Origin of the sequence: Maribacter ulvicola (genome assembly GCF_900155985.1) — a bacterium.
Classification (GTDB): Bacteria; Bacteroidota; Bacteroidia; order Flavobacteriales; family Flavobacteriaceae; genus Maribacter; species Maribacter ulvicola.
Window position 1 is genome coordinate 145,049 of record NZ_FTMA01000003.1, and the last position, 13,737, is coordinate 158,785.

The following is a 13,737-nucleotide window of genomic DNA, read 5'->3' on the forward strand; positions in this document are numbered from 1 at the left end:
GTGTAGAAACGGTTTTCAATAGTTGTCAATTTAGGATTACAAATATAAAGTTCAAAATTAACTATACATTTCTTCATTGCTCTGATTTAATAGTATATTTCGTTTAATCCTTACAAATTATCGGTTAAATGATATGCTATTCCCCATTTAACCTATCTACCCGCTTTTTCACCGTGTATTTCACGAGTTCATCTAAAATATATTTCCTAATGGACCGTTATTTTCTAATCTTTGTCTTTTTAATTCCTAAAAATTAGTAATGAAAAGTATTACAAAAATTTGTTGCATCGGTGCTGGTTATGTTGGTGGCCCTACCATGTCGGTTATTGCCAAACAATGTCCGGAAATACAGGTTACTGTGGTTGACATCAATAAAGACCGTATTGACCAATGGAATACCAATGACCTAGATACACTACCTATATATGAACCTGGACTAAAAGAAATTGTAGCCGAACGGCGCGGTAAAAACCTATTTTTCTCCACTGAGGTAGATAAAGCGATCGACGAAGCTCAAATGATATTTATCTCTGTAAACACCCCAACCAAAACCTACGGTAAAGGAAAAGGGCAAGCTGCAGATTTAAAATTTATAGAACTTTGTGCGCGTAACATTGCCAAAGTAGCCAAAGATGACAAGATAGTTGTTGAAAAATCAACGCTTCCTGTAAGAACTGCACAAGCCATTCAAAATATATTGGACAACACCGGTAATTCGGTAAACTTCGAGATTTTATCAAACCCGGAGTTTTTAGCGGAAGGTACTGCTATTGAAGACCTAATACATGCAGACCGCGTGCTCATTGGTGGTAATGACACCCCAAGTGGCCAAGCTGCAAAAGACGCACTTAGCGCTGTTTATGAACATTGGCTACCAAAGGAACGTATTTTACAGACCAATGTGTGGTCATCGGAATTATCTAAATTGGTTGCCAATGCATTTTTGGCACAACGTGTTTCTTCCATAAACACCATATCTGCATTATGTGAAAAAACAGACGCCAATATCCAAGAAATTTCCAGGGCAATAGGTTTTGATAGTCGCATTGGCCCTAAATTTTTAAATGCATCTGTTGGTTTTGGGGGATCATGCTTTCAAAAAGACATCTTAAACCTGGTTTATATTGCCCGCTCATATGGGTTAAATGAAGTTGCAGATTACTGGGAGCAGGTCATTATCGCCAACGACTATCAAAAAAGCCGCTTTGCGGAGAATATTATCTCTAGTCTGTACAACACTATTTCGGGCAAAAAGATCATTATATATGGCTGGGCGTTCAAAAAAGACACGAATGACACCAGAGAATCTGCTGCCATTGCCGTTGCAGATGCCTTATTGGAAGAACGGGCAGAAATTATAGTCTATGACCCTAAAGTTTCAGAAGAACGTATTTACGCAGATTTAGATTACCTAAATACCAGGTCTCCAGAAGAAAACAGAAGATTATTAAAAGTAACCAATACCCCTATTGAGGTTACTAAAGAAGCTCATGCCATTGCTATTTTAACCGAATGGGACGAATTTAAAACCTACGATTGGAAAACCATTTATGAGCAAATGCTAAAACCCGCTTTTGTATTTGATGGCAGACGTCTTTTAGATAGCGCTACTATGGAAACCATTGGCTTTAACTATTATAAAATAGGACAATCATGAAAATTTTAGTAACCGGTGCTGCCGGTTTTATTGGGTTTTTTGTTGCTAAAAGTTTAGTAAACAAAGGCCATGAAGTAGTAGGTTTGGACAATATTAATGACTACTACGATGTTAACCTTAAATACGCAAGGTTAAACGAACTAGGCATTCAAAGGGAAGGTGCCCAAGCATTTAACCAATTAACCGAAAGCACCACCCATTCCGCTTTTTCATTCATAAGATTGGGTCTTGAAGACCGTGAACACCTACCAAAACTGTTTACAGCACAAAAGTTTGATGTGGTCTGTAATCTAGCGGCTCAGGCCGGTGTTCGCTATAGCTTAGAGAATCCTGAAGCCTATGTGGATAGCAATGTAGTGGGTTTTCTAAATATTTTAGAATGCTGCCGTAACTACAAGATCAAGCATTTGGTTTATGCCAGTAGCTCTAGTGTATATGGATTGAACGAAAAAATACCGTTTGAAACTACGGATGCCGTTGATCACCCGGTAAGTTTATATGCGGCCACCAAGAAGAGTAACGAATTAATGGCACATTCCTATAGCCATTTATACGGATTTAAAACTACCGGATTACGATTCTTTACGGTCTATGGCCCTTGGGGCAGACCAGATATGGCCATGTTTTTATTTACAGATGCCATTGTTAACGACAAACCTATAAAGGTGTTTAATAACGGAAAGCTTGAACGCGATTTCACTTATATAGATGATATTACGGAAGGCGTAGTGCGTATTATACAAAAACCGGTCACGGAACAGCTTAAAGAGAAAGGTGATTTTAAAATCTATAATATTGGTAATAGCAAATCTGTAAAATTAATGGATTTCATAACCGCTATAGAAGAAAGTTTAGACACTGTAGCTAAAAAAGACATGTACCCTATGCAACCTGGTGATGTTGAAAAAACTTGGGCCAATGTAGATGACCTAATAGCAGATTATGATTACCGCCCCAATACCCCTATTAAAGAAGGTGTGCAACAATTTGTGGAGTGGTATAAAGCTTTTTACAAATCATAAATATATAATACACATAAGGAACCCCCGCATAATTTATTTTACAACTTGAAATAAATTTTGTTTCACTGTATAACATGAATTAACTCCAAATGCTTTTCAATTCCTTAGATTTTGCAATTTTCCTACCGGTGACTTTTATGTTATACTGGTTTATTGTTCAGAAGAACTTAAAACTTCAGAATGTATTAATTGTTTGTGCCAGTTATCTATTTTACGGCTGGTGGGATTGGCGATTTTTATCATTAATTATATTTAGCACTTTTGTAGATTATACGATTGGCTATTTACTAAAGCAAGAACAAAATTCCATAAAACGGAAGATTTATTTATGGATTAGCATCACAATTAATTTAGGCTTTTTAGGTTTTTTTAAATATTATAACTTTTTTATTGAAAGTTTTACAGAAGCATTCATATTTTTTGGAAAAGAAATACAACCCAACACTTTAGATATAATTCTTCCTGTAGGCATTAGTTTTTATACATTTCAAACGCTCAGTTACACTATTGACGTCTACAAAAGGAAACTTGAACCTACCACTGATTTTATAGCTTTTGCGGCATTTGTCAGCTTCTTTCCTCAGTTAGTCGCCGGTCCAATAGAAAGAGCTACCAATCTTTTACCTCAATTTTACCAAAAACGTAATTTCAATTATCCTTTGGCAGTTTTAGGTTTAAGGCAAATTCTGTGGGGCTTATTTAAGAAAGTAGTTATCGCAGATAATTGCGCAAAATATGCCAATATCATATTTAATGATTACGCCAGTTACGACACAAGCTCATTAATTTTAGGGGCTCTATTTTTTACTTTTCAAATTTATGGAGATTTCAGCGGTTATTCAGATATAGCCATAGGTACATCGCGCTTATTTGGATTTAATCTCATGCAAAATTTTGCATTCCCATATTTTTCAAGGGATATTGCAGAATTTTGGAGAAGGTGGCATATCTCACTTTCTACTTGGTTTAGAGATTATTTATACATCCCTTTAGGAGGTAGCAAAGGTGGTACGAAAATGAAAATTCGGAACACCTTTATTATATTTTTAGTCAGCGGTTTTTGGCATGGAGCAAACTGGACATTTATATTTTGGGGATTTTTAAATGCACTATATTTTCTACCCTTACTATTACGCAATAAAAATCGAAAAAACACAAATGATGTTGCAGAAGGAAGATGGCTCCCTAATTTCAAAGAAATTATTCAAATATTTTTTACTTTTTGGTTAACTGTTTTTGCATGGATTTTCTTTAGAGCAGATTCTATATCACATGCTTTTAATTATATCTCTAAGCTTTTAACAAGTGATAACTATGCAAAAAATTTATCCATTCCTTCAGAACTATATTATTTAATTCTTTTTTTCTTAAGTATAGAATGGCTTGGAAGATCATCAAAATTTGCAATAGAAAGGTTACAATTTATGCATAAAACTTTCAGGTGGGTATTTTATTTAAGCATAATCCTTCTCTTATTTAAGTTTGCAGGTCAAGAACAAGAGTTTATTTATTTTCAATTTTAAAAAATGAAATTATTTCTTAAAAACATATTTTTATTTTGTCTTGTTAGTTTGCTTTTTGGTGAAATAGTATGTCGTTTTTCATATGTTACCTCTGACATTCCTAGCAGGATTATAGATAAAAACAATATTCAAAAATATAACCCTAATCAAACTGGAAAATGGATTGGCAACAGTCATAGTTGGCACATAAATAAAGATGGATGGCCGGGATCATTACCAAAATCAAGAAAAAACCTAATCACCATTATAGGAGATTCTTATGTAGAAAATTTCATGAATCCAGATTCCTGTCGCCAATCGGTATTTTTAAAAAAGATGCTACCTACTTACAATTTCTATGAGGCATCCCGGTCTGGAGTTTCATTTATTGAAGCAATGAGCATAGCATCAGTTTTAGACTCACTGCAGCCACTACAACAATTAATATACATACACGATGCCGACTTATTAGAAAGTGTGGTTCAGATAAAAAAAATGCCGGATATTACACAATATGACAGTGAAAACATAAAGATTATTCCAGGTATTCTAAAATCCCCAGGTTTAAAAAAGATTTTATATAATTGGAAGCTTATCTATTACTTATACACCAATTATTCTTTTGGTATAAAACACAAAAATGATGCAAAGCCAAAAAAGGAGAATATAAAAAACAAATCTTTAACCTTAAAAGATAGAGAAGAGCTTAAAAAGCTATTATCCTATGTAAACAGAACTTTTAACAAAAGCAATATTTCACTAGTATACAGACCTAATGGTAATCCTGAAATTTTAAAATTACTGACTAATTTTGATTTTAAAATAATTTTGCTAGTTGATCATAAAGAAAAAGAGTGGTCCTTTGAACATGACCCGCATTGGACATGTACCGGACACGAAGAAGCGGCAGAGCAAGTATCTTTAAAATTATCTCGAAAGTAAAAAAGAGTTTCAACCTTAAATCATTTTTATTAATATATATCTAAAATAATAAAAAGCTAAATTACACTTCTCGAAAATTCTGGTGTATTTACATAATAACAAAACAAATTTTCAGTTTAATTATACCTATATGCAATCTCAAAACACATAAATGAATCTATACAATCTCAATTCAAACTTTCATATTCTAGTCACTGGTGGTGCCGGCTTTATAGGATCCAACCTTTGTAACGCTTTATTACAAAATGGCAACCAAGTTACCTGTTTAGATAACTTTGCCACTGGTAAACGCGAAAATATTGCGCCTTTGGTAGAAAATCCAAAATTCACTTTAATAGAAGGTGATATAAGAAATTTAGCCGACTGCCAAAAAGCGTGCGAGGGTGTAGATTATATTTTGCATCAAGCCGCCTTAGGATCTGTACCAAGATCTATTAACGACCCCATTACCAGCAATGACGTTAATGTTTCCGGATTTTTAAATATATTGGTCGCCGCACGAGACGCCAAAGCAAAACGCTTTATTTATGCCGCAAGTTCATCTACTTATGGCGATTCTACCAACATGCCCAAAGTAGAGGATATAATTGGTAAACCCCTCTCCCCTTACGCCATTACAAAATATGTTAATGAGTTATATGCAGATGTGTTCAGTAAAACCTATGGCATAGAAACTATCGGTTTACGTTATTTTAATGTTTTTGGCCGTAAACAAGATCCAAACGGTGCCTATGCGGCCGTTATTCCAAAATTTGTGATGCAGTTAATGCAACACCAATCTCCGGTAATTAATGGCGATGGATCTTTTTCAAGAGATTTCACCTATATTGATAACGTTATTCAAATGAACGTGCGTGCTATGGTTACCGACAACCAAAATGCATTGAATACCGTATATAATACCGCCTTTGGGGAACGTACCAATTTAAAGGAACTAACCGCACTGCTAAAGGAATATTTAGGGGCATACGACCCTAAAATTAAAGAAGTAGAAAACGTGTACGGTCCTACCAGAGCTGGCGATGTACCACATTCCCTAGCATCGGTTGACAAGGCAAAGGAACTACTAGGTTACGATCCTAAATATGACATTAAAACCGGACTTAAAGAAGCGGTGAAATGGTATTGGGAGCATTTGAAGTAAATTTTAGGAGTTAGGAGTTAAAAAAACAATATAAAAAGTTGCTTAACGCAAAGATTTAATAATTTAAGGTTATGTACCATAACCGAAGTAACAAGAGTATGAAAGACATAAAAATTGCCATTATTGGTTTAGGTTACGTAGGCCTACCTTTAGCCCGTTTATTTGCCACCAAATACCCTGTAATTGGTTTTGATATTAATCAAGGCCGTATAGATGAACTTCGTAAAGGTCATGACAGCACCTTAGAAGTTGAAGATGCTATTCTTCAAAATGTACTACAAGAATCTCCAAAAATGGAAACGGGTCTTTACTGCTCCAATCAATTGGAAGATATTGCTGATTGTAATTATTATATTGTAACGGTACCAACACCTGTAGACAGTACCAACAGACCTATATTAACACCACTTTATAAAGCAAGCGAAACCGTTGGGCAAGTACTAAAGAAAGGAGATACGGTCGTTTATGAATCTACGGTATACCCAGGTGTTACCGAAGATGAATGTATACCGGTTTTAGAAAAAATAAGTAGCCTGGTATTTAATGAAGATTTCTTTGCCGGGTATTCTCCAGAACGTATTAACCCGGGTGACAAAGAGCATACGGTAGAAAAGATCCTAAAAGTTACTTCTGGTTCAACACCAGAGGTGGGCAAAAAAGTAGATGCGCTTTATGCCTCTGTTATTACAGCAGGTACGCACCTAGCCCCTACTATTAAAGTAGCCGAGGCTGCCAAGGTCATTGAAAATTCGCAACGCGATATTAATATTGCCTTTGTCAATGAATTGGCAAAAATTTTCAATCTTATGGGCATTGACACCCACCAAGTATTGGAAGCCGCAGGTACCAAATGGAACTTTCTCCCTTTTAAACCCGGTTTGGTTGGCGGGCATTGTATAGGTGTAGATCCGTATTATTTAGCACAAAAAGCCCAAGAATTTGGCTACCACCCAGAAATTATCTTGGCCGGTAGACGTATGAACGATACCATGGGTAAATATGTATCCTCAGAAGTGGTAAAACTTATGGTACAAAAAGACATTAAAATAAAAGGCAGTAATATCTTGGTCTTAGGGATCACCTTTAAAGAAAATTGCCCCGATGTTAGAAATACCAAAGCGGTTGATGTCATTAACAATTTGGCAAGTTATGGATCTCATGTTACCGTATATGACCCTTGGGCATCTCCTAAAGAAGTGGCGCATGAATACAACCTAAAGGTAACCAATGAATTACCACAACAAAAATTTGATGCTATTGTTTTAACCGTGGCACATAAAGAATTTCTAACCTTAAAGCTACAAAGTTTATTAGCTGGAACAGGAGTCATTTATGATGTTAAAGGTATTTTGACCGAAGGCGTTGATGGTAGATTATAAGCCAAATAGCTTGTTCTAGTGCAATTGCCTTTAACTATTGTCATAGTATTACACTTGTTTTGACAAAAACTAAACCTGACCAACGTATTATTGGTCAGGTTTTAACTTCCAATCAAAATGAAAAGACTTATACTAGTATTTTATTTTAAAAAGAGGACCATGATTTCAAAATAATGAATTCCATCAATTACGTATCATGTCACGTCTAGCAAAAACCATTAAAAACGCCAAAGTAGGGCTGTTTTTCCATGTACTGTTTATCGCATCACAATTTATTTCAAGAAAAATTTTCTTAGATGGATTGGGAGATGAATTTATGGGTATTGTTTCTACCCTTGGCAGTTTCTTAACTTTTATCAATTTGGCTGACCTTGGCATAGGAACCGCCATAGGATATACCTTATACAAACCTTTACATAAAAATGACCATAAAGAAATAAACCACATTATTCAATTTTTTGGTCACATTTATAAGAAAATAGGTTTTTTCATACTTACCGGGAGCATACTTCTTTCATTATTTTTCCCTTTCATTTTCAACGATGTTACTATTAATTTATGGCTCGTTTATCTAACGTTTTTTGGATTATTAACGGCCTCCTTACTTGGCTACTTCTTCAATTACCATATGATCCTTCTTCAAGCGGATCAGAAGGACTATATCGTTGCCAAGTACTATCAATCTTTTAATATTTCTAAGATTTTACTACAAGCCATATCAGTATACTATTTACAAAGTTTTGTATTGTGGATATCCTTAGAGGTGTTAACTGGCTTAATTTATACGGTATTCATACGAAAAAAAATAGCCAAAGAGTATCCATGGCTTGTACTGTCTACCACAGTTACCAAAGGTGAGCGTAAATTTGAAAGCTATACCTCTTTAGTCACTAAGATTAAGCAGATCAGTATTCACAAAATAGGGGAATTTTTAGCTAGTGGCTTAGATAACATCTTAATTTTCTTTTTTTTGAGTGCAGAACTGGTGGCTTATTTTGCCAATTATCAATTGGTATTGGTCAATTTAGGCACATTGGTTACTAAGGTCTTTGCCGGATCTAAAGCCAGCGTTGGTAATTTAGTAGCCGAAAATAATCCCCAAAGCATAAAACAGGTATTTTGGGAAATGATGGTGTTACGCTACTTCATTGGTGGGTTTGGCGCCATTAACATTTTTTATCTAATTAATCCGTTTATAGGCCTTTGGTTAGGCGAAAAATATACGCTCTCTGAAAATACCATCATCATCTTTGCTGCCATTTTTTTTCTTAGACAAATTGTGCAGCCTACAGAGGTTTTTAAACAAGCGTATGGACTTTATGACGATGTTTGGGCGCCTATAGTAAAAAGCGGAATCAATCTTACCTTATCTATTATATTGGTTCAACAGTTAGGCATTTCAGGCTTATTAATAGGCACCTTTATAAGCGTTTTAAGTATAGAGGGCATTTGGCGGCCCTATTACGTTTATAAACGTGGATTTAAAAATAGCCATAAGCAATACCTTAGTGGTGTCATAAAACTACTCTTAACATTTGCATTAAACGTTATAATTACAATTTATATATTATCTCTAATTAATTTGGAACCAATTAGCTTTATGCAATGGTCATTAAACGCTTTAGTGGTAAGCTTAGTTAGTGGTATTGGATTTGGGTTTTTACTTTATATCAGTAATTCTTATTGTAGAGATGTTATACAAAGATTAAGATTATCCATCCTAAAAAAATAAATTATGTTCAGCATACTAACTACTACTTATAACTCCGAAGAGTTGATTCATCGTGTTTATGAGTCTTTACTTTCACAAACTTATAAAGAATTCGAATGGATTATTTCTGACGACGGAAGCACTGATAATACAGAACAACTTGTTGAAAAATGGCAACAAACCAGTCAATTTCCTATTATTTACCATAAAATGGAAAAAAATCAAGGCAAAGCATATGCCATAAATAGCGGAATTACGCTTTGTACACAACCTATCACTATTAATGCTGACGCTGATGACACCTTCGTCTCCAATACCCTATACGATTTAAAATTAATTTGGGACACGATTAATAATAGTACAAATCCAAATAAAATTGGAGCAGTATGGACACTAGTACAAGATGAAAGCGGTAAACTAATTGGGGAAAAATGGCCTAAAAATTTCTGGCAGGTGAGTTTTCAAGAACGGGTATTAGATCGAAAAGAAAATATAGCTGGTGAAAAATGGCACAGCTGGCGTACAGAAGTATTATTAAAACACAAAAAATACACCAACACCAATTCTCGGATAAGTCCGAGTATTAGCTGGAATAGAATCAATAAACATTATGATTTCCTTTGCGTGAATCTTATTCATCGCACCTATTTCTCTAATCCAACTGGAATTACTCAACAAAAAAAAACCAAATTAAAAGTGCTAAAAAGAATATATTACAGTGCATATTATGAATTAGCCACTCCCACTATAAGTCAAATTTTACGATCAAATTACTATCGCAATATGAGTTATTCTTATTTTAGAGCTCGTTTAAAATATAAAGACGAAGACGCAAAACTATCTGGTACAAAGCTTTTTTCTGTTACTTTAATTTTTCTTTTTAAACTTCCTTTAAAGATACTTGAGAAAGCCCGTTCATCATCTTAATTAAATCTGTTTTTTTTAATTAAGATGATGAACAAAAGAGAAGTATTGAGATTAAGTTTTATCATTATTTTATTGGTTGCAACTACGTTTTATGGTATAATGATAGGTAAATATCAAGTATTCCCATACCAAGTATTAAAGCACCTATAGGATAATACAGTATTTAAACCAGACAATCCATTAGAAAATGTTCACTATGTCGAATCTGAATTAAATGAATTGGAAACGACAACTTCTACAAAAAATGATTCCTTAGGCGGCGCATTCAAAGAGTTATTATTTAAAAATTAAATATTGGAAGAATTGGTACCCAATTCCATCGATACGGTAAATGACAAGAATTTTATTGAGTTGCACAATTTAAAAAAATTAGAACAATTTAACATAATTCAAAAGCATAATATCAATTCAACAGGCTACAAATTTCATCTCACAAAATCTAATAACCGTTTAGTGTTATATCATCAGGGACATAGTGGGGATTTCTTGATTGGAAAAAAAACTATCGCTTATTTTTTAAATAAAGGATTTACTATTTATTCATTTGCAATGCCCTTAAAAGAAAGAAACAATAGACCTATCATTGAAATACCAAAAATTGGAAAAATACATCTATTAAATTGTTAAGAATTTGAATATTTAGCGAACCCGTTACACTATTTTATAGTTCCTGTAATTACCATGTTAAACTATGCTGAAACCAAAAAATTCAATGATATTTCAATAATAGGTGTAAGTGGCGGTGGCTGAACAACCACTTTGGCGGCAGCTTTAGATTTGAGAATTGATAACAGCTATCCTGTTGCAGGCAGTTTTCCTATGTTTGTTAGATACCAAGAAAGTTCTCATAACTATGGATATTTTGAGCAAATTTATTCTGAACTTTATACGAAAATAAACTATTTAGACCTCTACATCCTAGGTTCAACTAGACCTAACCGATCACAAACACAAATAACCAATACATATGACCCTTGCTGTTATGGTGGCAATGGTTATTTACAATATGATGAATTTATTAAGAAAAAGGTGGAAACGTTTAACAATGGTCGTTTCAATATTTTATCTGATTCTACGCATACCAAACATGAATTATCTCCGTGGGCTTTAGTACAGATTTGGAAGCGTTTAGATTCCAAATAAAACAAAAAACAGATCTTAGATAAATAAGTGGTAAAACTATACGTTTTAAAAGGTCACCTGTACATATAAACTGAAATTCCTTCAAGAAAAAAGGACTCAATAAATTTTTCTCTTAAATTATTGTCTTATAGCGGATACCATCAAAATCTCTGAGAAATTATTTTTATAGCGTCAACTTAAGAATCTATAGCATCATAATTATTGGTAAACTCAAAAAAAATGTTAACGAAATAAGTATTTCATCGAGTTTTCAAGGAAATAGATGCAGTTCATCGATTAAAAACATCCGATCAACAGATAAGTAACGTAACCAAAGGGTTATTTATAACAATCTAATTTTTTACAATCAATAATTACCTTTAATCGATCAATGCGTTTCTAAGAAATAATTCATGATTTACAACGTTAAACACCTAGTACCCAAATCATATAACACATTTCAACGAATAAAATTAACATTACATCGACTATTTAAAATATTAGATTATTATTGTAACCCAAAGTGCAATAATTTTAATTCAAAAAGAAAATTACCTACTTATGTCAAAGTTTTTTAGTTTCACCGTTAAACTGACCCTGTCAAGTTTTGCCCTTTCCCTACTCTTCTCTTGCAGTAAAGATGCCGACCTTTTATCTGAATACGTTATTACTAAAGAGGACAACTTACAAAGTATAGCCTTATTGGCAGATGATAGCTTTTATATGGCACCTGGCCAAAACTCCATCTTAATGGATGTTTTAAATAATGACAGTTTTAGCAACCCTGCCAATGTAACTATTGTAGAGACCTCAACACCTAGTAATGGCAACGTAACTATTAATAACGACAACACCCTTACCTATACACCGGTAAGTGAACCTACTTCAGAAGAAACATCTGCAGAGGAAACTCCCTCACCGGAAGCCACCCCTGTAGCTGAGGACACCTTTACCTATACTGCTGAAGTGGTCGATGGAGAATCGGGTACCACCACCAAAGAAGAAGCAACCGTGACCATTACTTCTAGTGATATGGGCGAACTTTTGGCTTTTCCTGGGGCAGAGGGTTTTGGGAAATACACCACTGGGGGCCGCGGTGGCAAGGTTATTCATGTCAGCAATCTAAATGATGATGGACCTGGAAGTTTACGCGAAGCGTTAGATGTCAATGGTCCTAGAATAATAGTTTTTGACGTTGGTGGTATTATACAATTAAATGATGAAAAAAGTCTTCAGATTGGTAGCACTGATTATACAAAAAACGTTGCGGAGGAAAATATAACTATTGCAGGAGAAACTGCACCTTTCCCTGGAATTACTATTACAGGGGGAGGTATTGAAATATACACATCAAATGTTATTATAAGTTATATTACTATAAGACCTGATATAGCAACAATAGAAGCTAATGATGCTATTAGAATACGGAATTGGGGAGTCGGGGGTTATGACCAAAGGGACATAATAATTGACCATGTTTCAATGTCTCATGGTTCAGACGAGAATTTTAATCCAGATGGTCAAAATATGGATAATACTTTAGAAAGGGTTACACTTCAAAATTGTTTAATTGGAGAAAACACACAGCAAGGTAAAGCTATTTTAAGAGGTTCTTTTGTTTTTGATTTATCCATGCTGAACAATTATATTACCGAATGTGATACTAGGAATCCTTTAGTAGGGTATGGTGCAAATGGCGAAAACCTAGAATTTATAAATAATATCATTTATGGTTATGAATCAGGAGCGGAATTAAGTAGAGGAAACCATGTAGATTTGATTTCAAATGTATATGAATCATTTAATAGCGACCCTAGTCGATACAATGTAATTACATGGGATAGTCAGGGATACGGCAATCCTGAAGGTAGTGGTGCGCTTTTTGTTAATGGAAACTTTATTAGTGGTCCAAAAGAACAGGGGGCTAATGATTATAATTCTCAACTTCAAAAATTTAACGCAAGTAATAGGGTAATTACTAATAGCCTTATTACATCTTGGGAGACTGAGAAAAAAAGTATCGAAAATAAAGTATTATCAACTGTTGGAAACAGTATATTTCGAGATGAATTAGATCGTCATTGGATAGATACATATTACAAAAAAAATGGAATTTTCGGTTATACAACTCCACCATTTAAAAGTGCATCCTTGAGATTATCAGATTACGATACAGATAGAGATGGTATGGCAGATGATTGGGAAAGAAATTATTTCGGAAATTTATCCGCTTCAGCAACCGGAGATCATAATAATGATGGGTATACAAATATAGAAATGTTTCTTTTTTCATTAAAATAACTATTATAACTTATAGTTCGCACAAAAAAC

At 34.2% G+C, this 13,737-nt stretch carries 11 protein-coding genes; all 11 read left to right on the forward strand.

Annotated elements, in window-relative coordinates; genetic code table 11:
* Positions 1–259 precede the first annotated feature (259 nt).
* On the forward strand, positions 260–1,657 hold the full coding sequence (locus BW936_RS11405; RefSeq protein ID WP_076548527.1) for a nucleotide sugar dehydrogenase: 1,398 nt from the start codon (positions 260–262) through the stop codon (positions 1,655–1,657).
* Positions 1,654–2,679 carry an NAD-dependent epimerase gene (locus BW936_RS11410; RefSeq protein WP_076548528.1) on the forward strand — a complete coding sequence of 342 codons (1,026 nt, stop codon included), beginning with the start codon at positions 1,654–1,656 and terminating at the stop codon, positions 2,677–2,679. The genes BW936_RS11405 and BW936_RS11410 overlap by 4 nt, the downstream gene beginning before the upstream one ends.
* An 89-nt stretch (positions 2,680–2,768) precedes the next feature.
* A complete protein-coding gene (locus BW936_RS11415; RefSeq protein WP_076548529.1) occupies positions 2,769–4,202 on the forward strand; it encodes an MBOAT family O-acyltransferase in 1,434 nt (477 codons plus the stop codon).
* Between the two features lie 3 nt (positions 4,203–4,205).
* Complete coding sequence (locus BW936_RS11420) at positions 4,206–5,123, forward strand: hypothetical protein (RefSeq protein ID WP_076548530.1); 918 nt, start codon at positions 4,206–4,208, stop codon at positions 5,121–5,123.
* A 151-nt stretch (positions 5,124–5,274) separates the two neighbouring features.
* Positions 5,275–6,267: an SDR family oxidoreductase gene (locus BW936_RS11425; protein WP_076548531.1), complete on the forward strand. Its 993-nt coding sequence runs from the start codon at positions 5,275–5,277 to the stop codon at positions 6,265–6,267.
* A gap of 98 nt (positions 6,268–6,365) precedes the next feature.
* Positions 6,366–7,646, forward strand: a complete 1,281-nt coding sequence (locus BW936_RS11430) for a nucleotide sugar dehydrogenase (protein WP_076548532.1) — start codon at positions 6,366–6,368, stop codon at positions 7,644–7,646.
* 196 nt (positions 7,647–7,842) lie between these two features.
* A complete protein-coding gene (locus tag BW936_RS11435) occupies positions 7,843–9,378 on the forward strand; it encodes a lipopolysaccharide biosynthesis protein (protein ID WP_076548533.1) in 1,536 nt (511 codons plus the stop codon).
* Positions 9,379–9,381: 3 nt separating this feature from the next.
* Complete coding sequence (locus tag BW936_RS11440) at positions 9,382–10,284, forward strand: glycosyltransferase family A protein (protein WP_076548534.1); 903 nt, start codon at positions 9,382–9,384, stop codon at positions 10,282–10,284.
* Positions 10,285–10,578: 294 nt separating this feature from the next.
* Entirely contained in the window at positions 10,579–10,911 is a 333-nt protein-coding gene (locus BW936_RS11445; RefSeq protein ID WP_076548535.1) for a hypothetical protein, read from the forward strand.
* Positions 10,912–11,043: 132 nt separating this feature from the next.
* Positions 11,044–11,427: a hypothetical protein gene (locus BW936_RS11450; RefSeq protein ID WP_076548536.1), complete on the forward strand. Its 384-nt coding sequence runs from the start codon at positions 11,044–11,046 to the stop codon at positions 11,425–11,427.
* 540 nt (positions 11,428–11,967) lie between these two features.
* A complete protein-coding gene (locus BW936_RS11455; RefSeq protein WP_076548537.1) occupies positions 11,968–13,707 on the forward strand; it encodes an Ig-like domain-containing protein in 1,740 nt (579 codons plus the stop codon).
* Positions 13,708–13,737 lie beyond the last annotated feature (30 nt).

Excerpts from the sequence above, each read along its gene's own strand:
- BW936_RS11455 (WP_076548537.1), top strand. The coding sequence starts at position 11,968 with ATGTCAAAGTTTTTTAGTTTCACCGTTAAACTGACCCTGTCAAGTTTT.
- BW936_RS11410 (WP_076548528.1), top strand. The coding sequence starts at position 1,654 with ATGAAAATTTTAGTAACCGGTGCTGCCGGTTTTATTGGGTTTTTTGTT.
- BW936_RS11425 (WP_076548531.1), top strand. The coding sequence starts at position 5,275 with ATGAATCTATACAATCTCAATTCAAACTTTCATATTCTAGTCACTGGT.
- BW936_RS11435 (WP_076548533.1), top strand. The coding sequence starts at position 7,843 with ATGTCACGTCTAGCAAAAACCATTAAAAACGCCAAAGTAGGGCTGTTT.
- BW936_RS11405 (WP_076548527.1), top strand. The coding sequence starts at position 260 with ATGAAAAGTATTACAAAAATTTGTTGCATCGGTGCTGGTTATGTTGGT.
- BW936_RS11420 (WP_076548530.1), top strand. The coding sequence starts at position 4,206 with ATGAAATTATTTCTTAAAAACATATTTTTATTTTGTCTTGTTAGTTTG.
- BW936_RS11440 (WP_076548534.1), top strand. The coding sequence starts at position 9,382 with ATGTTCAGCATACTAACTACTACTTATAACTCCGAAGAGTTGATTCAT.
- BW936_RS11430 (WP_076548532.1), top strand. The coding sequence starts at position 6,366 with ATGAAAGACATAAAAATTGCCATTATTGGTTTAGGTTACGTAGGCCTA.
- BW936_RS11415 (WP_076548529.1), top strand. The coding sequence starts at position 2,769 with ATGCTTTTCAATTCCTTAGATTTTGCAATTTTCCTACCGGTGACTTTT.